The 22,823-nt window shown below is 61.6% G+C and carries 22 protein-coding genes; 17 read left to right on the top strand and 5 right to left on the bottom strand.

What is annotated here, in order from left to right; translation table 11 throughout:
• Positions 1 to 52 precede the first annotated feature (52 nt).
• The 3 genes from ACFRFQ_RS06470 to ACFRFQ_RS06460 are packed head-to-tail and all read left to right on the top strand — an operon-like array spanning position 53 to position 2,480.
• Positions 53 to 1,444, top strand: a complete 1,392-nt coding sequence (locus ACFRFQ_RS06470; RefSeq protein WP_378654561.1) for an MFS transporter — start codon at positions 53 to 55, stop codon at positions 1,442 to 1,444.
• Positions 1,445 to 1,503: 59 nt separating this feature from the next.
• Positions 1,504 to 2,136: an HAD family hydrolase gene (locus tag ACFRFQ_RS06465; protein ID WP_378654558.1), complete on the top strand. Its 633-nt coding sequence runs from the start codon at positions 1,504 to 1,506 to the stop codon at positions 2,134 to 2,136.
• Between the two features lie 56 nt (positions 2,137 to 2,192).
• Positions 2,193 to 2,480 carry a putative quinol monooxygenase gene (locus tag ACFRFQ_RS06460; RefSeq protein ID WP_230817338.1) on the top strand — a complete coding sequence of 96 codons (288 nt, stop codon included), beginning with the start codon at positions 2,193 to 2,195 and terminating at the stop codon, positions 2,478 to 2,480.
• Positions 2,481 to 2,554: 74 nt separating this feature from the next.
• Here ACFRFQ_RS06460 and ACFRFQ_RS06455 read toward each other — a convergent pair whose 3' ends face one another.
• Positions 2,555 to 4,057, bottom strand: coding sequence for an AMP-binding protein (locus ACFRFQ_RS06455; protein ID WP_378654556.1), 1,503 nt, complete (start codon positions 4,055 to 4,057; stop codon positions 2,555 to 2,557).
• A 133-nt stretch (positions 4,058 to 4,190) separates the two neighbouring features.
• Here ACFRFQ_RS06455 and ACFRFQ_RS06450 point away from each other — a divergent pair, with 133 nt between their 5' ends.
• Entirely contained in the window at positions 4,191 to 4,871 is a 681-nt protein-coding gene (locus tag ACFRFQ_RS06450; protein ID WP_378654553.1) for a TetR/AcrR family transcriptional regulator, read from the top strand.
• A gap of 37 nt (positions 4,872 to 4,908) precedes the next feature.
• Here ACFRFQ_RS06450 and ACFRFQ_RS06445 read toward each other — a convergent pair whose 3' ends face one another.
• Positions 4,909 to 5,385: a MaoC family dehydratase gene (locus ACFRFQ_RS06445; protein WP_378654551.1), complete on the bottom strand. Its 477-nt coding sequence runs from the start codon at positions 5,383 to 5,385 to the stop codon at positions 4,909 to 4,911.
• Positions 5,386 to 5,530: 145 nt separating this feature from the next.
• Between ACFRFQ_RS06445 and ACFRFQ_RS06440 the strand changes: the two genes are divergently transcribed.
• The 11 genes from ACFRFQ_RS06440 to ACFRFQ_RS06390 all read left to right on the top strand — a co-directional run bounded on the left by ACFRFQ_RS06440 (position 5,531) and on the right by ACFRFQ_RS06390 (position 16,362).
• Positions 5,531 to 6,352, top strand: coding sequence for an SDR family oxidoreductase (locus ACFRFQ_RS06440; RefSeq protein WP_378654548.1), 822 nt, complete (start codon positions 5,531 to 5,533; stop codon positions 6,350 to 6,352).
• On the top strand, positions 6,349 to 7,149 hold the full coding sequence (locus tag ACFRFQ_RS06435; RefSeq protein WP_378654545.1) for an enoyl-CoA hydratase-related protein: 801 nt from the start codon (positions 6,349 to 6,351) through the stop codon (positions 7,147 to 7,149). Before ACFRFQ_RS06440 ends, ACFRFQ_RS06435 begins: the two co-directional genes overlap by 4 nt.
• Positions 7,136 to 8,356: an acyl-CoA dehydrogenase family protein gene (locus tag ACFRFQ_RS06430; protein ID WP_378654542.1), complete on the top strand. Its 1,221-nt coding sequence runs from the start codon at positions 7,136 to 7,138 to the stop codon at positions 8,354 to 8,356. The genes ACFRFQ_RS06435 and ACFRFQ_RS06430 overlap by 14 nt, the downstream gene beginning before the upstream one ends.
• 1 nt (position 8,357) lies before the next feature.
• Positions 8,358 to 9,140, top strand: a complete 783-nt coding sequence (locus tag ACFRFQ_RS06425; protein WP_378654539.1) for an SDR family oxidoreductase — start codon at positions 8,358 to 8,360, stop codon at positions 9,138 to 9,140.
• Positions 9,133 to 10,167 carry a phosphotransferase family protein gene (locus ACFRFQ_RS06420; RefSeq protein WP_378654537.1) on the top strand — a complete coding sequence of 345 codons (1,035 nt, stop codon included), beginning with the start codon at positions 9,133 to 9,135 and terminating at the stop codon, positions 10,165 to 10,167. The genes ACFRFQ_RS06425 and ACFRFQ_RS06420 overlap by 8 nt, the downstream gene beginning before the upstream one ends.
• A gap of 45 nt (positions 10,168 to 10,212) precedes the next feature.
• Positions 10,213 to 10,971 carry a 3-oxoacyl-ACP reductase FabG gene (gene fabG, locus ACFRFQ_RS06415; RefSeq protein WP_020909429.1) on the top strand — a complete coding sequence of 253 codons (759 nt, stop codon included), beginning with the start codon at positions 10,213 to 10,215 and terminating at the stop codon, positions 10,969 to 10,971.
• A gap of 34 nt (positions 10,972 to 11,005) precedes the next feature.
• The gene (locus tag ACFRFQ_RS06410; protein WP_378654535.1) at positions 11,006 to 12,199 is read left to right on the top strand and encodes an acyl-CoA dehydrogenase family protein; all 1,194 of its coding nucleotides are present in this window, start codon (positions 11,006 to 11,008) and stop codon (positions 12,197 to 12,199) included.
• Positions 12,196 to 13,293, top strand: coding sequence for an acyl-CoA dehydrogenase family protein (locus ACFRFQ_RS06405; protein ID WP_378654533.1), 1,098 nt, complete (start codon positions 12,196 to 12,198; stop codon positions 13,291 to 13,293). Before ACFRFQ_RS06410 ends, ACFRFQ_RS06405 begins: the two co-directional genes overlap by 4 nt.
• A 33-nt stretch (positions 13,294 to 13,326) precedes the next feature.
• Positions 13,327 to 14,310, top strand: a complete 984-nt coding sequence (locus ACFRFQ_RS06400) for an NADPH:quinone oxidoreductase family protein (protein ID WP_378654531.1) — start codon at positions 13,327 to 13,329, stop codon at positions 14,308 to 14,310.
• A 70-nt stretch (positions 14,311 to 14,380) separates the two neighbouring features.
• On the top strand, positions 14,381 to 15,580 hold the full coding sequence (locus ACFRFQ_RS06395; RefSeq protein WP_378654529.1) for an acetyl-CoA C-acyltransferase: 1,200 nt from the start codon (positions 14,381 to 14,383) through the stop codon (positions 15,578 to 15,580).
• A complete protein-coding gene (locus ACFRFQ_RS06390) occupies positions 15,577 to 16,362 on the top strand; it encodes a RhlG family 3-oxoacyl-ACP reductase (protein ID WP_378654526.1) in 786 nt (261 codons plus the stop codon). The genes ACFRFQ_RS06395 and ACFRFQ_RS06390 overlap by 4 nt, the downstream gene beginning before the upstream one ends.
• Before the next feature lie 70 nt (positions 16,363 to 16,432).
• On the opposite strand, the gene ACFRFQ_RS06385 is transcribed toward ACFRFQ_RS06390, so the two are convergent.
• The 3 genes from ACFRFQ_RS06385 to ACFRFQ_RS06375 form a co-directional block, all read right to left on the bottom strand.
• The gene (locus tag ACFRFQ_RS06385; RefSeq protein WP_378654524.1) at positions 16,433 to 18,466 is read right to left on the bottom strand and encodes a YhgE/Pip family protein; all 2,034 of its coding nucleotides are present in this window, start codon (positions 18,464 to 18,466) and stop codon (positions 16,433 to 16,435) included.
• 167 nt (positions 18,467 to 18,633) lie between these two features.
• A complete protein-coding gene (locus ACFRFQ_RS06380) occupies positions 18,634 to 19,311 on the bottom strand; it encodes a GntR family transcriptional regulator (protein ID WP_378654521.1) in 678 nt (225 codons plus the stop codon).
• A gap of 22 nt (positions 19,312 to 19,333) precedes the next feature.
• The gene (locus ACFRFQ_RS06375; RefSeq protein ID WP_378654519.1) at positions 19,334 to 20,077 is read right to left on the bottom strand and encodes an aspartate/glutamate racemase family protein; all 744 of its coding nucleotides are present in this window, start codon (positions 20,075 to 20,077) and stop codon (positions 19,334 to 19,336) included.
• Positions 20,078 to 20,244: 167 nt separating this feature from the next.
• On the opposite strand from ACFRFQ_RS06375, the gene ACFRFQ_RS06370 reads away from it, so the two are divergent.
• Both ACFRFQ_RS06370 and ACFRFQ_RS06365 read left to right on the top strand, forming a co-directional pair.
• Positions 20,245 to 21,402, top strand: a complete 1,158-nt coding sequence (locus ACFRFQ_RS06370) for a DUF4185 domain-containing protein (RefSeq protein WP_378654517.1) — start codon at positions 20,245 to 20,247, stop codon at positions 21,400 to 21,402.
• 28 nt (positions 21,403 to 21,430) lie between these two features.
• Complete coding sequence (locus ACFRFQ_RS06365) at positions 21,431 to 22,696, top strand: LuxR C-terminal-related transcriptional regulator (protein WP_378654515.1); 1,266 nt, start codon at positions 21,431 to 21,433, stop codon at positions 22,694 to 22,696.
• Positions 22,697 to 22,823: the final 127 nt, after the last annotated feature.

Below are 22,823 nucleotides of genomic sequence, written 5' to 3'. Positions count from 1 at the left end.
TCCGCTTCTACCTCCCGGCGCGACGAGCGTTCGACCCATCGAGGAGTAACCCATGACGAGATCGGCAGTGGATTCGAGCACGCAGGCAGGCGGCCTGTCCGATCAGGACCGAAAGAAGAAGCGAGCGCACCGCAAACTTCTAGGCGCGGGACTGCTCGGCAGTTCCATCGAGTGGTACGACTTCTTCCTGTACGGAACGGCCGCGGCACTGGTCTTTCCGCATGTGTTCTTTCCTGATTCCTCTGCACTGATAGGCACATTGCTGTCCTTCAGTACGTTCTGGGCCGGATTCGTAGCTCGTCCCATCGGCGGGTTGGTCGCGGGACACTTCGGTGACAAGTACGGACGCAAGCCCGCGGTGGTCACCTGCCTCCTGTTGATGGCTGTCGCGACGTTCCTGATCGGAGCGATCCCGAGCGCTTCGGCGATCGGCGTCGTCGCCCCGATTCTTCTGGTGACGCTGCGATTCATTCAAGGTCTCGCCTGTGGTGGCCAGTGGGGTGGAATTGTTCTTCTCCTCACCGAATCGGCGAGTCCCAAGAAACGTGGCTTCTCAGGCACTTTCGGGCAGATGGGTGTCTCGTTCGGTGTTGTCCTGGGCAACCTGGTCTTCCTCGTTGCCACCGCGACCATCTCCAACGACGCGTTCCTGAACTGGGGTTGGCGGGTTCCGTTCTTCGCCAGTGCGCTGCTCTTCCCTGTCGTTCTGTATATCCAGACGAAAGTCGAGGACACACCGGAATTTCTCGAGTTGCAGGAAGATGCAAAGAAGAATCAGAAGGACTTTGTCGTTCAGGCTCCGTTGGCTCAGGCGCTCAAGGATCACTGGCGCAAGATTCTGCTCGGTTGCGGACTTCTGGCCGCCACCAATGCGCTGTTCTACATCAGCATCGCCGGTGTGCTCAGCTACGGCACAACCGAACTGGGGTTGAAACGGAACTCGCTCCTCATCATCTCGCTGCTGAGTGCGTTGCTGACAGTCGGAGTGGTGCTGTGGTCCGGAAAGATGTCTGACAAGATCGGTCGTCGTCCGATGATCTTGATCGGCGCCGCGGCGATCGTGGTGTGGGCGTTCCCGTACTTCTGGTTGATCAACACCAAGTCTCTGCCGCTGTTCTTCGTCGCAGTCACGGTTGGCAGCGTGTTCCAGTCGATGACCTATGGGCCGATCGCGGCATACATGGGTGAGCTGTTCGCGCCCAACGTGCGTTACTCGGCAGCGTCGCTGGCCTACCAGTTGGCTGCGATCACGGTCAGTGGCGGCACCCCGTTCATCATGACGGCTCTTATCGCGAAGACCGGAACCACGACGTGGGTTGCCGCGTTCGTAGCACTCATGGGTTTGGTGACCTTCTGCAGCGCCTGGGTGCTGAAAGAGACCAACCCGAAGGAAGTTCGGGACGATCCGAACGCAATTCCCGGCGCGCATCTCTACGCCAAGTAATTCCCGCATCGCCAGAATTGATGTTGACGCCGAGTTCATGTTTGGTGTCTGATGGAAAAATGACACCTACGCGTACGGCAGTGCTCGTCGATTTCGGTGGAGTTCTCACCTCCAGTGTTCTGCAGGCCTTCGAGGACTTCGGAGCCTCGCTTGGCGGTGACCCAGGCCTTCCGTTGACCTTGCTTTCCCGCGACGACGTCTCGAAGAGGCTGCTCTCGGACCACGAATCAGGAAAGATCGACCAAGAAGCATTCGAGGCCGGATTCGGGGAACGTCTACGCGCACACGGCGCTGTCGTCGACAGCGTGGGGTTGGTCGACCGGATGCAGGCCGGGCTGACCCGGAACGAGGAGATGGTGCGTCTGCTAGCAGACGTGCGGGCGGCGGGCCACCCTGTTGCGCTGGTGTCCAATGCTTTCGGGCGTGATTGTTATGCGGGCTTTGCCCTCGAGGATCTGGCCGACGAGGTTGTGATCTCCTCGGAAGTCGGGATTCGTAAACCTTCTCGTCAGATCTACACCATCGCGTGCGAGCGCCTGGGCGTCGCGCCCGAAGATGCCGTGATGATCGACGATCTGCAGCAGAACCTCGACGGTGCGGCACGGTTGGGGATCGCCGGCATTCTCCATACCGACGCGGAAAGCACTCGCAGGCAATTGGAATCGACGTTCGGGCTACTACCCGCGCGGTGAAACTGTAGGTTTCTCGGTAACACTCGAATACTGCTGGAACACTTTTGGAGGAATGAATGATTGCTGTCATCGCTGATATCACCGTCAAGGACGGAAGTGGCGAGCAATTCGAAGCGGTAGTTGCCGAACTTGCCGAGAAGGTGCGCACGGAAGAGCCCGGAACGGTTCTGTATCAACTGATCCGCTCGAAGACGGACACGAACTCCTACAAGTTCATGGAGCTGTATCAGGATGGCGCTGCCATCAAGGCGCACGGTACGTCCGAGCATTTCCAGGCTGCAGGAAAGGCGATGGCGCCGTTCCTCGCCGGTGCCCCGCAGATCGAGTACTTCGACGCTCTCTGAGCGCATGAGCAGGGATCTTCGAGTTCGTGAACAGGTGGGTCCCGGCGAAATCCCGCCGGGACCCACCTGTGTTTTCAGTTCTGCTTCTGGGCTAGGAGTTCGGTTCGGTCGATCGATCGTTTCAGGATCTTTCCCGTTGATCCCTTGGGGAGTGCGTCGACGAACTGGACGACCCTGGGAATCTTGTAGGCGGACAGACGTTCCCGAGCCCACGACGTGACGGCGTCTGCTTCGAGGTCGGATCCTGGGCGCACGGTTACCACTGCAGCGACCTCCTCGCCGTAGTAGTCGTCGGGGATACCGATCACCGCGGCTTCGATGATGTCGGGATGCTGGTAGAGCACCTCCTCGACCTCGCCCGGATAGACGTTGTATCCACCACGGATGATCAGATCTTTGACGCGGTCGACGATGCGAAGGTCTCCGTCGGTATCGGTCTCACCGAGGTCGCCGGTGCGGAACCAGCCGTCGTCTGACAGAACGGCTGCAGTGTCATCCGAGCGCTTCCAGTATCCCTTCATGACCGTCGGTCCTTTGATGAACACCTCACCCACTGTGCCTGCTTCGCAGACATTTCCGTCGTGATCACGCACTTCGACCTCGGTGCGCGGTACGGCGCGGCCGGTGTATCCGATCTTTGCGACACGGTCGATGCTGTTGAACGTTCCGAACGCGGTCGTCTCGGTCAAGCCGTATCCCTCGAGGATCGTGCAGTTGAAACGTGATTCGAAGGACCGTGCCACCTCGCCGGGAAGGGAGGCTCCGCCGGAGATCGCGATTCGCAGTTGCTCGAAGTCGGAACTGTTCACGTCGGCTGCTGCGTGCAGCATGGCATTCCACATGGTCGGGACGCCGGCCATGATGGTGAGCTTGTCGTTGCGGACCAGATCGAGCATGGCAGTGGGATCGAATCGTGCGAGCAGGGAGAGTGATCCGCCGCCGGTGAAGGTCGCCATCATCACGGAGCCCTGCCCGAAGATGTGGAACAGCGGTAGGCCCGTCCCTGTTCGGTCCGAAGAGTCTCCCCGGCTGCTTTCGGCTCCGATTTCGCCGGCAGACAACAGGTTTCCTACGGTCAGCTGAGCACCCTTCGGGCGTCCGGTTGTGCCTGAGGTGTAGAGAATTGCCGTGGTGTCGTGTGCGTCCCGGTCGACAATGCCTGCCTGTTCCTGGTCGGTTGTCGCTGGTTCTTCGGTGAGAGTCCAGACCGGCACGCCTTGGGCCGTACCGGCGTCGTGGGTTGCCGGCCCGAGTTGATGCCATGCGATGGCGAGTGAGATATCGGCGTCGCCGAGCACGTACTCGATCTCGGGCTTCGTCGACATGGTGTTGACCGGGACGACAACACACCCGACTGCCTGAATGCCCAGGTATGCCACGATGAACTCGGAAACTGACGGCGCCGCGAGTAACACCCGGTCACCTTCGTTCAAGCCGGCAGCACGGATTCGGCCGCCGAACGTGAGGGATGCGTCGTGGAGTTGTTTGTATGTCCAGTCCCGGCCGGAACTGCGAATCGCGATGTTGCCCGGTGTGGCTACGGCGTGACGGGTTACCGGATCGAGAACGCTGACCATGGTTGTGCCTTTCAAGAGAATCGACCGATTGTGTGCCGTGGTGTCTTGCCGAGAGTACACTTGAACTCGGTGTCAACATTGATTTGGTGGCGAATGTTCTTTAATGGCAGCGAACTTCGATAAGGCGGTTAGCGTGGTGGATGACGATTCGCATATATCCGAACTGCCTCTAGCTCCACCGGCGGGGCATCGTGATCCGCCGAGCACCGAGAGAGGTGCTCGCACACGCGCAGCGTTGATTGCTTCTGCGCGTGTGGTTTTCGAACGTGACGGGTACCTCGATGCTCGTTTGGTAGATATAGCGAAGGAGGCCGGGTGCGCTACCGGTTCTTTCTATACATATTTTGCCAACAAGGAAGAGGTTTTTGCTGCGGTCCTCGAGGTGGCTCGTGAAGAGATGATGCATCCGGGCATGGGGCGGGTTGCCGGTACTGACGATCCGTACGCCGTCCTGGAGGCAAGTAATCGGGCGTATCTTGCGGCGTACCAACGGAATGCAAAGTTGATGGGGTTGATGGAGCAGGTTGCCAGTATCGATCCGGAGTTCCGCAGGATTCGCAATGAGCGAGCGAACGCTTTCATTCTGCGTAACGCCCGCGGTATCGCCGAACTTCAGGAACGGGGCGTAGGCGATCCCGGTCTGAACCCGCTGCTGACGTCAATAGCATTGTCGGGCATGGTGAGTCGATTTGCCTACAGTGTATTCACGCTGGGGGAGGGGCAATTGGGCGACACGGTGCTCGAATTCGACGAGGTAGTTGCCGCCGTGACAGATCTGTGGGCGAACGCGTTGAAGTTCCCCGAGCGGGACTGATGAAGCGTGCCCTGCGCAGGGCACGCTTCAAACCGTCTCAGCTCTTCTCGACGACGCGAGCTACCGCTTCCGCGACGGACACAGGCTTGTCGGCCCCTTCGCGCTCGACGACCTGCCGCGTCTTCACCTGGATACCGCCGGGCAACTGTTCGGCGGATACCACGGTCGATCGCATGCGAAGACGTGAGCCCACGGGAACCGGTGCGGGGAAGCGAACCTTGTCGTATCCGTAGTTGAGGCTGTGCGCGAAGCCGTCGAAGGCGATGAGTTGATAGGAGAACTGCGGGCCGAGTGACAGACTGAAGAGCCCGTGCGCGATGGTGCTGCCGAACGGGCTCGACGCCGCACGTTCTGGATCGACATGAATCCACTGGTGATCGTTGGTGACGGCGGCAAAAGCGTCGATGCGCTCCTGGGTGATCTCGTACCACTCGGTGGGGCCCAGTTCTCGGCCGATCAACTTCTCGAGTTCGGCGAACGTGGACGGGCGGACAGGCAATTGATCTTCAGTCATCGTGATCCTTTACTCGCAGTTCAGGAGGCTGGAAGAATAGATTCCGTTGGCGACGGTTGAAGTTGACGCCGGATTCAACTATACATGACAAGAGACGTGGATCACGGTAGTTGCTTTCGGTGAATGCAAGCGAGAGGAATCGCGAATGAAGGTCGCCCAGAAGGTTGCAATTGTCACCGGAGGTGGCGGCGGCATCGGGGGAGCGCTCGCCAGGAAGCTGGCGGCGGAAGGTGCCCGCGTAGTCGTGGCAGATCTCAATGCCGATGCGGCTGCCGCTGTGGCAGATGCGGTCAACACCGCGCATCCAGGATCGGCAGTATCCGCCGGCGGCGACGTGTCCGATGCCGGTGTGATCGAGGGATTGATCGCACAGGCCGAGGATGCCTTCGGCCCCGTTGATCTCTACTTCGCGAATGCCGGTATCACCGGCGGCCTCGGTCTCGACGTCGACGAGGACGGCTGGGACGTAGCCTTCGACATCAACGTGCGAGCTCATATTCGCGCCGCTCGCTTGTTGGTTCCAGGATGGGTCGAGCGCGGCGAAGGGTACTTCGTCAGCACCGCTTCAGCTGCCGGTCTGCTCACGCAGGTCGGTTCGGCAGTGTATTCGGTCACCAAGCACGCAGCAGTGGGATTCGCCGAGTGGCTGTCGATGACCTACGGAGACAAGGGCGTCCGAGTCAGCTGCCTATGTCCGATGGGTGTCAACACCAAGCTCCTCTACGAGGGGAAAGAAACCGGCGATCCCCTGGGCGTCGCTGCGACGGGCGCTGTCCTTGCGGCCGGCGAGGTGATCGAACCCGATCAGTGTGCCGAAATCGTCCTGGCTGCAATGGACGCCGAACATTTCCTCATCCTCCCGCACCCGAAAGTGCTGGACATGTACCGGCAGAAGGGCGCTGACTACGATCGCTGGCTCAGCGGAATGCGCCGTTACCAGGCGTCGTTGCTCGCCGGAACGCGATGAATTCGGAACTTGTACTTTCGGAACGGCGAGGAGCCGTCCTACTGTTGACGTTCAACCGTCCGGATGTCCTGAACGCCTGGACAAACGAAATCGAGGACGCGTACTTCGATCTACTGACCGTCGCGGACGGTGATCCAGACATCCGGGCGATTGTGATCACGGGTGCTGGCCGTGGATTTTGCTCGGGTGCAGATCTGAGCAATCTGAAAAACGTCGGTGAGGTTTCCGACGAGGACCTGGTGAGGCCTCGGCCGCGTGAGTTCCCCAAGTCAATGCGCAAGCCGTTGATCGGGGCGATCAACGGAGTGGCAGCCGGACTCGGTTTCGTGGAAGCGCTGTACTGCGACGTTCGATTCGGCTCTTCCGCAACACGATTCACCACCGCATTTGCCAAGCGCGGGCTGATCGCCGAGTACGGCATCTCCTGGATGTTGCCAAGGCTCGTCGGCCGGAGTCGGGCCACCGATTTGCTGCTGTCGAGTCGAATGGTCGGAGCCGACGAGGCGTACCGCATCGGACTGATCGACCACCTGGTCGACGGTGATGTGGTCGAAGCCGCGGTTGCGTACGCCGCAGAACTGGCGGCCACATGCTCGCCCACTTCGTTGTCCGTCATGAAATCCCAGCTGAGCGCCGATGAGACCGGCACGTTCGACGAATCTGCGCAGCGCGCGGAAACGCTCATGGTCAACGCATTTCGCGGACCGGATGTCGTCGAAGGTGTTGCGAGTCATCTAGAGCGTCGGTCACCCAATTTTCCTTCCCTCTCTGTCAGGAGTTCACATGTCAGTCTTTGAGTTCTCGGATCGCACCAAGAAGTACCAGGCCGAACTGCTCGATTTCATGGACACGCACGTCTATCCGGCCGAAGCGGTGTACGAAGCGCAGATGCGTGAGTCCGGCAACCCCCACTTTCAGCCGCCGATCATCGAAGACCTGAAGACGGAAGCCAAGGCACGGGGATTGTGGAATCTCTTTCACCCCCAACCGGAATGGGGCCCCGGCCTGACCAACCTGGAATATGCACCCCTTGCCGAGATCATGGGCCGTAGCCACCTCGCCTCCGAAGCCACCAACTGCGCCGCTCCGGATACGGGAAACATGGAGGTGCTCACGCTCTTCGGTACCGACGAGCACAAGGAGAAGTACCTCAAGCCGCTTCTCGAAGGCGAAATCCGGTCCGCCTTTGCCATGACGGAACCCGAGGTTGCCAGCTCGGACGCCACCAACATTCAGCTCCGTATGGACCGCGACGGCGACGAGTACGTACTCAACGGACGTAAGTGGTTCGCTTCCAACGCGTTGCACCAGAACTGCAAAGTTCTGATCGTCATGGGCAAGACCGACTTCGACGCCGCGACGCACCGTCAGCAGTCCATGATGGTCGTGCCGATCGACGCTCCCGGTGTCACGATCCTGCGTAACCTGCCGGTCTTCGGTTACCAGGACCGCGAAGGACACGGCGAGATCACCTTCGAGGACGTGCGTGTCCCCGCCAAGGACATTCTCGCCGGTGAGGGTGAAGGATTCGCGATCAGCCAGGCCCGTCTCGGCCCCGGCCGCATCCACCACTGCATGCGTGCAATCGGAATGGCCGAGCGCGCACTGGAACTGATGTGCAAGCGAGCATCCACCCGCATCACCTTCGGAAAGCCCGTCAGTGACAACGCCAACATTCAGGACTGGATTGCCGAGGCGCGCATCGACATCGAGATGGTTCGCCTCCTCACGCTCAAGGCCGCACACATGATGGACACGGTGGGTAACAAGGAAGCACGCACCGAGATCGCAGCCATCAAGGTTGCGGCGCCGAACATCGCGCTCAAGATCATCGACCGCGCCATCCAGGTTCACGGCGGCGGCGGTGTCACGGACGACTTCCCGCTCGCGATGGCATACGCCCACATGCGCACTCTTCGTCTGGCCGACGGTCCGGACGAAGTGCACAAGCGCGCCATCGCCAAGCAGGAGCTGCGCAAGTACCGCGAAGTCAAGGCGAACTGACATGGCAGGACTGGATCTCACAGGTAAGACGGCGATCATCACCGGCGCATCGCGGGGCATCGGCCTCGCGACCGCGCAGGCGATTTCCACGGCGGGCGGAAACGTCGTACTGACCTCGCGTTCACAGGAATCCGCAGACGCGGCTGCCGCGCAGGTGACCGGCAACGCCATCGGCGTCGGCGCACATGCGACGGACGAGGATGCTGCCCGCAAGTGTGTAGAGCAGACGATCGAGCGTTTCGGCAGTCTCGACATCTTGGTGAACAACGCGGGTACCAACCCGTCGTTCGGGCCGATCATCAACCAGGATCATTCGCGCTTCGCCAAGACCTTCGACGTCAACGTGTGGGCTCCAGTCCTGTGGACCGGCCTGGCAGCGAGAGCCTGGATGAGTGAGCACGGTGGATCCGTGGTCAACACCGCCTCGATCGGCGGCATGGCGTTCGAGGCAGGCATCGGAACATACAACGCGTCGAAGGCTGCTCTGATCCACATCACCAAACAGTTGGCGCTCGAGTTGTCGCCGAAGATTCGTGTCAATGCAGTCGCTCCGGGAGTGGTGAGAACGAAACTCGCCGAAGCACTGTGGAAGGAACACGAAGACGCGGTGTCCGCGTCGACCGCCCTCGGCCGGATCGGCGAACCGGAAGACATCGCTGCGGCCATTGCTTTCCTGGTTTCCGATTCTGCTCAGTGGATTACCGGTGAAATCATGACAATCGACGGAGGCCAGCTGCTCGGCGACGTCACTCCGTTCCGGCAAGGAGTGTCCTTCGGTGGCTAACGTCGACGTCGTGGGACTCGATACCGAAGCGGTTACCGAGTGGATCGCAGGCCTGGGGATCGACTTCACCGGGCCGCTGTCCTTCGATCGAATCGGCCTGGGGCAGTCCAACCTTACGTACCTGGTACGTGATCAGGACGGCAATCGTTGGGTGCTACGACGCCCACCGCTCGGTCATCTTCTGGCGTCGGCTCACGACGTAGCGCGTGAAGCCCGAATCCTGAGTGCTCTCGAATCCACGGATGTGCCTTCGCCGCGTGTGTTCGGTTTGACCGAGGATCCGGCCGTCACCGAAGTCCCGCTGCTCCTGATGGAGTTCGTGGACGGCGAAGTGGTCGACCGGATGCCTCTTGCGGAGGCCTTGTCGGAAGAGCGTCGCCGGGCAATCGGAATCTCGCTCGCTCAGACGCTGGCGAAGATTCACGCCGTGGATCTGAAGCAGGCGGGCCTCGACGACTTGGCAAGCCACAAGCCCTACGCTGCACGGCAGTTGAAGCGCTGGGGCGGACAGTGGGAACAGTCGAAGACGCGGGAATGCCCTGATCTCGACGATCTCACCCGACGCCTGATTGCAGCCCAGCCGGATCACACTGAAACCACGTTGGTGCACGGCGACTTTCACCTACGCAATGTGATCACCTCGGCGAGCAACGGCGAAGTTGTCGCGGCCCTCGACTGGGAACTGTGCACACTCGGTGATCCGTTGGCGGACGTCGGAAGCTTGTTGGCGTACTGGCCGGCGGCTGGTGAGAATACCGGCGGCGATTTCCCGGCGTCGGCACTCCCGGGATTCCCCTCGCGAGAGGAGATCTCCCGGATCTATCTCGAGGCCACCGGACGGGATCCTGCTGCGCTGAAGTTCTGGCACACGTTGGGACTGTGGAAGATTGCCGTGATCGCCGAGGGCGTGATGCGTCGCGCCCGCGACGAACCGCAGAATGCCGCCGAGAGCGGAACTCCCACCGTGGAACGTATTGACGCCTTGGTCGCCAAAGCCAGGGAAATTGCAGATCAGGCCGGGATCTGACGAGATCGTCCGGTGTCCGTCGAATCACGAAAGTATGGAGGGCCAGTGAGCCAGGAACGTAGAACCGCAATTGTCACGGGTGCAGCACGCGGAATCGGTGCGGCAGTAGCGAAGCGACTGTCGGAGGACGGTTTTGCCGTCGCCGTGCTCGACCTCGACGAAGCGGCATGTGCCGGAACCGTCGACGCGATCAAGGCTGCAGGCGGCCAGGCGCTGGCCGTCGGCGCTGACGTCTCCGACGAGGCTTCGGTCGCTGCAGCGGTGGATCGTGTTGCCGCGGAACTCGGTGCACCTACCGTGCTGATCAACAATGCCGGCATCACTCGCGACAACCTTCTGTTCAAGATGAGCGTTGCCGAGTGGGATTCGGTGATGAACGTCCACCTGCGCGGAGCGTTCCTCATGTCGCGTGCGGTGCAGAAGTACATGGTGGAAGCGAAGTTCGGCCGCATCGTGAACCTCTCGAGCACGTCCGCGCTCGGTAATCGCGGACAGGTCAACTACTCCGCGGCGAAGGCCGGCATGCAGGGATTCACCAAGACATTGGCCTTCGAGCTGGGAAAGTTCGGCGTCACCGCCAACGCTATTGCACCCGGATTCATCGAAACCGAGATGACCGCCGCAACGGCCGAGCGCATGGGCGTCGGCTTCGAGGACTTCAAGACCGCTGCCGCTTCGCAGATCCCGGTCAACCGTGTCGGTCAGCCCGAGGACATCGCGCACACCGCGTCGTTCTTCGTCAGTGAAGGCGCGGGCTTCGTTTCCGGTCAGGTCGTCTACGTCGCCGGTGGACCGAAGGACTGACCGTCCGCTCACCGCTCGAACCGAAGGAATGGGCATGGCTTTCGACGAAGAGGCAGTATCGCGTGATCTCACCGAAAAGGTGAACACGCTTCTCGCGGAGAACGATCCGAACAGTGTGTCGGTATCGGATTTCCTCGGCGCACGATTCGACGCCGGACTGGCGTGGGTTCATTTCCCCGAAGGTCATGGGGGACTCGGTGTACCGCAGAGCTTTCAGCGTCAGGTGAACGCTCAGCTGGAGGCCGCCGGTGCACCCGGCCCGGCCACCGGCAAGAACGGGATCGGACTGGGCATGGCGGCACCGACCATCGCTGCCTTCGGCACCGAGGAGCAGAAGCAGAAGTTCCTGCGCCCGTTGTGGACTGCGGAGACGGTCTACTGCCAGCTGTTCAGTGAACCGGGCGCAGGTTCGGACCTCGCGGCTGTCGCTACCCGTGCCATCCGCGACGGTGACGACTGGATAGTCAACGGGCAGAAGGTGTGGACGTCGGGTGCGCAGAACGCGCAGTTGGCGATTCTGGTGGCCAGGACCGATCCGTCGCGCTCCAAGCATGCGGGTCTGAGTTACTTCATCTGCGACATGACCGACCCGGGCGTCGACGTCCGGCCGCTGCGCCAGATCACCGGCGAGGCCGAATTCAACGAGGTATTCCTCACGGACGTCAGGATTCCGGACGCCAATCGCCTCGGAGCCGAAGGTCAGGGGTGGAAGGTTGCGACCACCACCCTGAACAACGAGCGTGTTGCCATCGGTTCGGGCGCACCGCGTGAGGGCGGCATGATCGGAAAAGTCGCTCAGGCCTGGCGTGACGAGCCCGAGCTGCGTAACCCGGCGATGCACGACGAGTTGATGCGGCTCTGGACCGAATCCGAAGTTGCGCGTCTGACCGGGGAGCGACTGCGCCAGCAACTCGCCGCCGGCCAGCCCGGCCCCGAAGGCTCGGGAATGAAGCTCGCGTTTGCCGGTTTGGCCCAGCAGATTTCGGGATTCGACCTCGAACTGCACGGCGAAGGCGGTCTGCGCTACGACGACTGGACACTGCGTCGCCCGGATTCCGTCGACTTCACCGGGCGTGAACCCGGATACCGGTACCTGCGAGCCAAGGGTAATTCGATCGAGGGCGGAACGTCGGAGATCCTGCGCAACGTCATCGCAGAACGCGTACTCGGGTTGCCGCCCGAGCATCGCGTCGACAAGGACATCGCCTGGAAGGACCTACCCCGATGAGCGCCGATCTGCTGTACTCCGAGACCGAACAAGATCTGCGGGCCAGTATCAGACGGCTGCTGAGCGAGCGGGCCGGCGCCGACACCGTGGTCACGGCCTACGACGACGTGTCCGCCGACTTCACCGGACTGTGGAAGTCACTGGCGTCGGAACTCGGTTTGGCGGGACTGCTGGTACCCGAAGAACTGGGCGGGGCAGGTGCGTCGACGCGTGAGGCGGCGGTCGTGATGGAGGAGATCGGACGTGCGGTCGCTCCCGTTCCGTTCTTCACCAGCGCGGTGCTGGCGACGACGGCGTTGCTGAAGGCCGGCGAGACCGAGGTGCTCGGTCAATTGGCAGCGGGGGATTCGACGGCTGCTCTGATCGTCCCGTTGTCCACTGCACCAGGAACTTTCACACCCACTGTCAAGGCAACGGCGAGTGGACTCGTCGGCAGCGTCACCACGGTTGCCGGCGTCGCCGAGTCCGATGTTCTTGTTGTTCCGGTTGCCGGTGAGAACGGTCTGGAGCTGCATACGGTTCGGATCGCCGACGCTACCGTCACGCCGGTTCTGTCCCTGGACATGACGCGCCGATTGGCGGACGTCGAGTTCTCGGGGTCGTCCTCGGTCCGGGTCGACAACGGTAATGCGGTGCAGGCAGTTGAGGAAGCGTTGCTCTGCGGAAGCGCACTGCTGGCGTCCGAACAGTTCGCCGTGGCTCAGTGGTGCCTCGAGACCACGCTCGCATATGTGAAGGAACGCAAGCAGTTCGGCCGCGCGATCGGTTCGTACCAGGCGATCAAGCATCGGTTGGCAGACCTGTGGCTCGAAGTCAGCTCTGCGGGTGCTGCCGCGCGTTATGCGGCGGACACCTATGCACGCGGCGACGCCGATGCGGCCGTCGCAGCGACGGTGGCCCAGGCATACTGCAGCGGCGTCGCGGTTCATGCTGCGGAGGAATGCGTCCAACTCCACGGTGGTATCGGAATGACGTGGGAGTATCCGGCACATTTGTATCTCAAGCGAGCCAAGAGTGACCAACTGACACTGGGAACCGCATATCAGCACCGGGCGCGGCTTGGCGAGCTTGTCGACCTCCCCATCTCATCCTGAACCACCCTCACTACCGAAACTGGAGAAAATACTGTGAAGGCTTGGCGCGTCAATCAACTCGGTGAACCTCGGGATGTCCTGTCATTGGAGGAGGCGCCGGAACCCACTGCGGGCGCGACGGAAATGCTGGTGAAGGTGCTCGCTGCCCCGGCGAACTTCCCCGACGTCCTCATGTGCCGCGGTGAGTATCAGATCAAACCGCCGCTGCCCTTCACTCCGGGCGTCGAACTGTGTGGTGAAGTGGTCTCGGTCGGTGAATCGGTGACCAAGTTCGCCGTGGGGGACCGGGTGATCGGGAACCCGAGTCTGCCGTCCGGCGGATTCGCCGAATTTTCGGTGCTGGATCAGAACAACACGTTCCCGGCGCCGTCGGCTCTCGACGACGAGGAAGCCTCCGCGCTGAGCATCGGCTATCAGACAGCGTGGTTCGCTCTGCATCGCCGCACGCGGCTGCTCGAAGGCGAAACCTTGTTGGTTCACGCCGCTGCGGGTGGTGTGGGTAGTGCCGCAGTGCAACTCGGCAAGGCGGCAGGCGCCAAGGTGATCGGTGTCGTCGGTGGGCCGGACAAAGCAGAGTACGCGCGCAAGCTCGGGGCAGACCTCGTGGTCGACCGTCACAGTGAGGACTTCGTAGCAGCGGTCAAGGAGTTCACCGGCGGCAAGGGCGCCGACGTGGTCTTCGATCCGGTCGGCGGCGACGCCTACTCGAAGTCGACTAAATGCATTGCCTTCGAGGGGCGGATCGTCATCATCGGCTTCGCGGGTGGCACGATCCCGCAGCCGGCTCTCAATCATGCTCTCATCAAGAACTATTCGATCATCGGTCTGCACTGGGGGCTGTACAAGGCCTACAACCAGCAGGCCATCGACGACTGCCACGTCGAGCTCACCAGGCTCGCCGATGCCGGCCTGGTCAAACCACTGATCAGTGAGCGGTTGTCGTTGACGGACGTCGCCGACGGTATCGGTCGCCTCGGCGACGGCACCACTGTCGGTCGCGTCGTATTTGTTCCTTAATCCCCTCTGCTGTGCGCCTTTATTGACCGCCCGCGGTTAATAAAGGCGCACAGCATTAGAAAGGTTCCCTATGAGACAAGCTGTCATCGTGTCCACCGCCCGCACTCCGATCGGCAAGGCGTACCGCGGCGCTTTCAACAACACGCAAGCGCAAGAGCTTGCTGCACATGCAATTTCGAATGCAGTTCAGCGCGCGGGCCTCGAGGGCGGAGAAGTTGAGGACGTCATCCTCGGCGCATCGTTGCAGCAGGGGTCGACGGGTGGCAATGTCGCGCGTCAGGCAGTGTTGCGGGCCGGCCTGCCGGATTCGGTGTCGGGTATGACCCTCGACCGCCAATGTTCGTCGGGGCTCATGGCCATCGCCACCGCAGCCAAGCAGATCGTGGACGACGGAATGCAGATCGCGGTCGGCGGCGGCGTCGAGTCGATCTCGTTGGTGCAGAACGATCACATGAACAACTTCCGCGCGGCAGATCCGTGGTTGAAGGAGAACAAGCCGTCGATCTACATGCCGATGCTGCACACGGCCGAGATCGTCGCCGAACGCTACGGCGTCACGCGTGAACAGCAGGACGAGTTTGCACTTGTTTCTCAGCAGCGCACCGCAGCGGCGCAAGAGGCAGGCCGCTTCGATCTCGAGATCGTGCCACTGACCTCGGTCAAGCAGGTGCAGAACAAGGAAACCGGTGAAATCGGCACCGAGTCGGTCACGCTGACTCGCGACGAAGGCAACCGTGCGTCCACCACGTTGGAGGGCCTCGCGAGCCTGCGACCGGTTCTGGCCGACGGTACGGTCAGCGCGCATTCGTCCATCACCGCTGGAAACTCGTCACAGCTGTCAGACGGCGCGTCCGCATCGGTGTTGATGGAGGCCGGTGAGGCGGAACGTCGCGGCCTCGCTCCTCTCGGCATCTACCGCGGCATGGCTGTTGCCGGTTGCGCTCCCGACGAGATGGGAATCGGCCCGGTATTTGCGATTCCGCGTCTGCTCGACCTGCACGGGCTGAAGGTCGACGACATCGATCTCTGGGAACTGAACGAGGCGTTTGCTTCTCAAGCTCTGTACTGCCGCGACAAGCTCGGGATCGATCCCGAGAAGTACAACGTCGACGGCGGCGGGATCTCTGTCGGACACCCGTACGGAATGACGGGTGCTCGGTTGGTCGGCCATGCTCTCCTGGAAGGGAAGCGTCGCGGCGCCAAGCTCGTTGTTGTGACCATGTGCATCGGCGGCGGCATGGGTGCTGCCGGACTGTTCGAGGTCGCATGAGCTTGATCGAGGGACTGTTCGACGTCAGCGGCAAAACTGTTGTTGTGACGGGTGGTTCGCGCGGTATCGGTTACATGATCGCTCGCGGATTTGTCGAAGGCGGTGCGACGGTCGTCATTTCGGCCCGCAAAGCGGAAGCGTGCGATGAGGCAGCACGGGAGCTTTCGGAATTCGGACGGTGTGTCTCGCACCCGGCCGATCTGTCCACCGAGGAGGGAATCGAGAGCCTCGCTGCGAAGGTCGCAGAGATTTCGCCGACGCTCGACGTGCTGGTCAACAACGCCGGTGCCACGTGGGGAGCTCCCGTCGACGATTTTCCGGCTGCCGGCTTCGACAAGGTCTTCGACATCAACGTCAAAGCGATCTTCCTCTTGACTCAGAAGCTGTTGCCACAGTTGCGTTCTGCGGCCAATGTGGAGAATCCCGCGCGCGTGATCAACATCGGATCGATCGACGGACTTGTGGTCTCGGGTTCGGAGAACTTCTCGTACGGAGCCAGCAAGGCCGCAGTACACATGCTGACTCGCAAGTTGGCGGCAACGCTTGCAGGGGAGCAGATCACGGTCAACGCCATTGCGCCGGGACCATTCCCGTCGAAAATGATGGCCTTTCTGCTCGAGGACGAGGAAAGTGCCAAGGCGGTGGCGGATTCGGTTCCGCTGGGCCGAATCGGAACGCCACAGGATGCGGCCGGCCTGGCGATCTTCTTGTCCTCCCGGGCCGGCGCCTACCTGACGGGGACGGTAATCCCCCTCGACGGCGGAACGAGCGGAGCGCGCTGATCGGTTGACCACGCCGACGTCGGCCTGAAGGTCTGAAAAACTGAGACTTTCAGGCCGACGTCGGGTTGGCTCACGTTTGCGCAGGCTGGAAGACCTCGATCTCCTCGGTGATCGGCGCGTCGTCGTCAGATAGCGGCTCTTGTCGACGACGCCACCAGATAGTGAACACGACGGCTCCGATCACCAGAGCTGCCAATGCGGCTACCGCCAGCCAGAACCTCGGCCCGTAATAGCCGACCAAAACCATGCGCATCGCGTTGCGTGCCCAGGTCAGTGGCATCAGGGCGTGCAACCACTGGAGCGGGGCCGGCATCTGTTCGATGGGATAGACCGCGCCGAATGCAAAGATCTGAATCATCAAGGCGCTCAGTGCGATGAACGTTCCGTTGAGGGCGCCGAATACGACAGTGAACAGGCGTCCGCAGGCCACCGCTGCCGCGCCGACAAGGATCATCACGGCAATCATCGCGAGGACGCTGGGTGGGTCGACATCCGCGACGGTCAGCGCGACGACGGACAATATCAATGCTGCGGCAAGGGTGACGAGTGCCGGAATGCGATAGCGGCGCAGACCTTCGCGCACAATGCTCGTGTGTGAGTGAAGAGACCGCCCGCGTCGTGGGCGGACTACGAACCAGGTGAGAATTCCGCAGAGAAACAGCGCCACGGACATCACAGCGGGCACTGCGCCAGGTCCGAATCCGGCTGCCGGGTAGTTGTTTCGAGCATCAACTGCGACGGGTGCCGACAACAGGTTGGCGGTGGTGGCGCGCTCGTCGTCAGTGAACTGCGGTACCTGAGCGGCTCCGTCGGCGAGACCCTGGGCAAGTTCGCCTGAGCCCGCATTCAGTTCCCCCATACCGACATTCAGCTCACCAAGACCGTCGCGGAGTTCGACGCTGCCTGCTGCCAGTTGCCCGAGACCGGACGACAGTTCGTTGGCACCCGAATCAAGTTGGTGTGCACCGTCGGACAGTTGCCCGAGTCCTGCGCTCAATTGGCTGGTACCGGCGGCGGCGGCGTTCAATCCGCCGCGGTAATCACTTCCCGGATCGGTGAGTTGGCGGGTGATTTCCCTGGCGCCGTCCCGTAGTTGGCTGAGTTGTCCCATCACGTCGTCATCTGCAGGTTGTGCGGTGAGTGAGGCCCGCAAGGTGGAGAGTGCGTCGACAAGTCCTGCGGACACTGGGTCACCCGCGAGCCGAAGCGAATTGGTCAGAGCGTCGATCTGACCAACCACAGCACCTGACGAATCGGCAATACCGAGGATCGGGGTGGTCACCATGTCGACGACGTCACTGATCTGGCGTGCCCCGGCTCCGAGTTCGTCTGCGCCACCCACCAGCTGCTGCATTCCGGCATTGAGCTCTTGTGATCCGGCTGCTGCCTCGTCGGTACCCGCGGCGAGTTCGCCCGCTCCTGCCGCGAGTTCCTTTCCACCCTGATTTGCTTCGCCGAGACCGGCGGCGAGTTCCTGACTGCCGGTGTACAGCTGGTTGGTGCCGGCAAGTGCGGCCGCGGATCCGTCGGAAAGTTGTTGTGCGCCAGTGGCTGCTTCTCCGAAGCCGGTGCCCAGTTCGCCGAGTCCCACAAGGACCTGATCGATGGACTGCTCGCCGATGGATTCGGAGACGGCCGAGCGCACCTGCGCGATGATGCTCTCACCCACAGGTCCCGCGACAAGGCTGTTGTAGTCGTTGTAGACGACCTGCAGTTGGGCTTTCCGTCCTGAACCGGTTGCTGCGCTTGCCACATCGGCGCTGAACGACTCGGGTATCACGACGGAGAAGTAGTACGTGCCGTCGTCGACGCCTGACTGTGCTTCCTGCGCCGTGACAACCTTCCAGGCGACATCGCCGCTGTCGACCAGGGCGGCCACTACGTCGTCGCCCGCAACAAGGCGGGTTCCGTCGAGATCGGTGCCCTTGTCGGCGTTGACGATGGCCACGGGCAGGCGGTTCACGGTGTCGCCCGGATCCCACAGTGCCCACATGTAGAAGGCTGCAATGGAAAGTGGTGCGATGACGAGGACGGCGAGAACTGTTCGGATGATGTGCGTACGTCGTGTCGTGACCGAGGAGTCGACTACGGGTTGTGGCGCCATGTGGAGCTCTCTTCTCGTGGGCCGAAGCAGGTGTGGCACGAAAGAAAGCCACCGCAAGTGCTGGACATCCGTCCAGCCCGGTCACGATACAAAGCAAACGGCCGCCAAGTGGCCGTTTTCGAAGAATTGGGCGCTATCGGCCGGGCTCTACTTTGATCTCGGCCCGCTCAGAGAGCGAATTCGTCGGCATCGAAGAGTTCCCCGATGAGTCCGCCGAGATGGCGTCGATGCTTCGCGGACAACGTCGCTGCTGCCTCGGCATTGCGGTCCGTACACAGTTCGATCAGCTTGTGGTGATGATCGACGGAGTCCTGGCTGCCGAGAAGACTCGAGAACTTGCGGTAATAGATGCGATGAATTTGGGGGTGAACCTGGTGGATCAGTTTCTTCAGCAGCGGATTTGCCGCAGCATCGATGATGACGCTGTGCAGACGATCGTCGGCGGTCAAGGCTTGACCTATGTCACTTCGCTTGACTGCGTCGGCGAAGTCCTTGTTGGCAGATCGCATCGCCCCGATCATGTCGTCGGTGAGATTCGGTACCGCCGTGACGACGGCCAGTTGGTCGAGAGCTTCCATGACCGCGAGTGTTGCCTCGACGTCGCCGCGATCGAGGGTGGTGATGCGTGTGTACGCACCGGGTTTCGCCTCTACGAGTCCGGTGTCGACGAGCCTGGCCAGTGCTTCGCGGACCGGAGTTCTGCTCAAACCCAGATACTCTGCGAGTTCGCTGTCCTTGATCTTCGAACCCGGTGCCAATTCGCCGGTGACGATGGCTTCGCGAATTCGTTCGAGAGCGATGTCGCTCATTCGCGCTCGCTCGACCGGTTTACCGCCACGCAACATATTGGATATCGTACTCTGCAGGTCAGCCCGGATCGGCCGTCGAAGCGTATTTCCGTGCATGCGCAACGCGCCGGAGCAGGGCGCGGGCGAGAATTGTTGCCGGGTCGATTATCTGACAGGTTGCGGCATCGGCAGGCAGTCCGAGTGGAATTTCCGTGCATCCGGCTATGACGACCTGTGCGCCCGATTCGACGAGATGCTCGGCCGCCCGCACTAGTTTGTCGGTGGTCGCTTGTCCGACGTCGCCGCTCTTGATGGCCCGGATTGCCGTCATCACCCATTCTTGCTGGACCGCCGGATCGGGTACCAGGGCGTCTATCGAGTATTCCGACAGCCACTGTTGATACAACCCGGTTCGGACCGTCCCCGTGGTGGCCAAGAGACCGACGGACGTCACGGCAGGTGACAGTGTGCGGATGTGCCGCGCAACTTCGTCGATCATGTGGACGACGGGGAGTCCCAGTTGGGAGGCGATGCCGGGCAGGAAGGCGTGGGCGGTATTGCACGGGATGGCGAGCGTCGTCGCCCCGGACGCTCGGAGGACGCGTGCACCACGAATCAGCCAGGGGGTGGGGTCAGGCCCGTTCTCGGTGAGCGCCAATGTCCGGTCGGGGACGGTGGGATCGGCCCAGATGACGACTTTGGGGTGCTCCTGGTCCGTCGCACCTGGGGTCAGGGCGACGAGTTTGGAATAGAAGTCGGCAGTGGCGGCGGGCCCCATGCCGCCGAGTATCCCGATGACAGGTTCACTCGTGGCCATTCTCATGTGACAAGTACACCCTTCTGGAATCCAATATATTGGATTCTGCGTATTGGTGACAAGGGTGCGGGAAACGGCGGTTGGTTGTCAAGCGTCATCGGGTAGCGGCTGCGGAATAGAAGCGAAGTTACGTTCACCTCTGTTCGGGGCATCCTTCCCGCGGAAGGGGAGCGATGAAACAGTCATGGAAATTTCCGGTAGTCGCATTGGCCTGCGCCTTTGTGCCCGCTGCCGTTGTCACAACAACAGCCCATGCATCGCCGTGGGGTTGCAACATCTCGGCGATCTTCGACCAATCAGGTGGGCCGACCAACCCGATTCCGTGGCTCAACGGAACTGATGGAAACCTCCCCGAACTGCAAGGTCGCACATCTGCGGTCGAATACATCACCGGAGCGCTCAGCCCCAATCAGACTGTCGAACGGTTCAATGTGCTTGGCACGGATCTCGGAATCATGTGGGACAACGGCGCCGGTCAGGTTCTGACGGTCTTCGGCGATACCGTTGGATTGAGTTCGAACCCAGCCTGCGGGGTTGTGGGTGATTGGCGCAGCAACGTCCTGTTCCGCAGTTCCGACGGCAATCTGAGTGACGGCATGAGTATCGACTCCTCACCGGTCGACGGTCCCAATCGCTCCCGCGAAATCATCGACAGCCTCAAAGTCACCGGAGTCGAAACCAGCAGCATTCCGACGTCGGGCGTCGAGGTTGGCGGTGTGCAGTACGTCAACTACATGTCGGTGAGGTCGTGGGGAGGATCAGGAGAATGGGTGACAAATTTTTCGCAGATCGCATCGTCGCGGGACAACGGCGAAACATGGCAGGTGGAACCGACATCGGCGCGCCCGAACCTGCCGTTGACCGGTAACGCCAACTTCCAGATGGGGTCCTTCGTCAAGGACGGTGGATATGTCTACAACTTCGGGACACCGTCCGGAAGGTTCGGCGAAGCGCGACTCTCTCGAGTGAAGGAAGCGTCGATCGTCGACGTTGCGGCATATGAATACTGGGACGGAAAGTCTTGGGTACCAAACAATTCCGATGTAGCAACGCCGGTACTCGATGGAGACGTCAGTGAACTGTCGGTGCAGTACAACAACTATCTCGGAAAGTTCGTTGCGATGTATTCGAACGAATGGGGTGCTCTGGTGCTGCGCACGGCCGACCAACTGACCGGCCCGTGGAGCGCCCCAGACGTCGTGATCGAACCTGGCGCAGTCCCCGGCCTCTACGGCGCGTACATGCATCCGTGGTCACAGGGGCAGGACTTGTACTTCCTTGCCACGACGTGGTCGGACTACAACGTGATGTTGATGAAGGCGACGCTGTAGGAGGCAAGCGAGTGGTTATCGTTGAACGGTGAGCACCACCGAACAACTCCCCACTCTCATCTCCGAACTGCGCGACGTGTTGGTGGGTCCGCTGCCCGAGATCGGCCGCCGATTCTCGGTATTGCTTGCGGATCTGGTGCCGCACACCGCGCTCGTGATCTTCACTCGGGAATGCACCGGCCGGCCACGCAAGGTGGCTGGAGATCCGGCAATAGTCGATCGAGTCACCATTGCCGAACTCGATCGCATCCGTACCGATCTTGCTGTGGGACAGATCTTTCGGGGGCAGTTGACGGTTGCCGGCCGGGACCGCGAAGTGGTTGCTGTTCTCGACCGGACGGATACGGTACTGGTGCTGATTCCGCGCTCGACGACGATTCGGACTGCGTCGCTCGAGTTGGCGGCAGCACTGTTCGGTGTGGTCGCGACCGGCATTCAACTGCAGGTCCGCAACGCCAGTCCGGCCTATTTGGCGGAGTCACGGGCCGCGTCGTCGGAACGTGCACGCACGGTTGCCGAGATGACCGAGGTTCACGCGGCGACGCTGGAGACCATCCTGGCCACGTTGCGTTCGGATGATCTCGACGACACTCGGGCGCGAACGTCCGCCAGGGAAACAACATCGTCGGCGCTGATCGGGTTGCGCTCGGCCGTCGATGTCCATCGCGAACTGGCGGAAGAGGCAATCACCACGGCTTTTGCGCGGATGCGCGGGGAGTTGCGATCGCTGCTCAAGCACCGCAACGTCGAGCTGGAATTGGTGGAACCGCCGGTCGAGGGCCGAGGGCTTCCTGGTGAAGTTGCGCACGGCGCGCGGGCGGTGGTGCGAGGTGCCGTGCTCGCGCTGGCGGATCAACACACGTTGTCGCGGATTCGGGTGGCGTGGAGCCTGGACGGTTCCGCTCTGCTGATCGACATCCGCGACGACGGGCGGGGCGAAGCCGACGTTGCGGACATAGAGCGTCAATTACGTTCGCGGGTAGAGACGTTGGGCGGAATCATCGAGTCGGAATCCACGGCGGGTTGGGGCAGCCGGATCAGTGCCACCATTCCGCTCGACGCGGCCTCGGCGACGCCCGCCGATCACACGCTGTCCGATCTGGCTCCTCGAGAAATCGAAGTGCTCGAACATCTCGTCGCAGGCCGCCGGAACAAGGCGATCTCCGATCGTCTCGGTGTCAGCGAGAGCACCGTGAAATTCCACGTCGCGGGAGTTCTCAAGAAGCTAGGCGTCGACAGTCGCGGCGCCGCCGCTGCGGTAGGCGCGGAAGCCGGTGTCAAGCCGGCCCCCTAGCTCTTCGGATAGGTCCGTCAGTTATTTCGGCCAGGGTTCTGGTTCGTCCATTCGGGTTAACCTCGTAGTGCGTTCATATATTGCTATGTGACGACATGTCCGAAAACGCACAAGCCAGGAGCAGAGC

This window comes from Rhodococcus sp. NPDC056743 (genome assembly GCF_042790355.1).
In the GTDB taxonomy this organism is placed as follows: Bacteria; Actinomycetota; Actinomycetes; order Mycobacteriales; family Mycobacteriaceae; genus Rhodococcus_F.
This window is presented reverse-complemented; position numbering and strand designations above follow the sequence as displayed.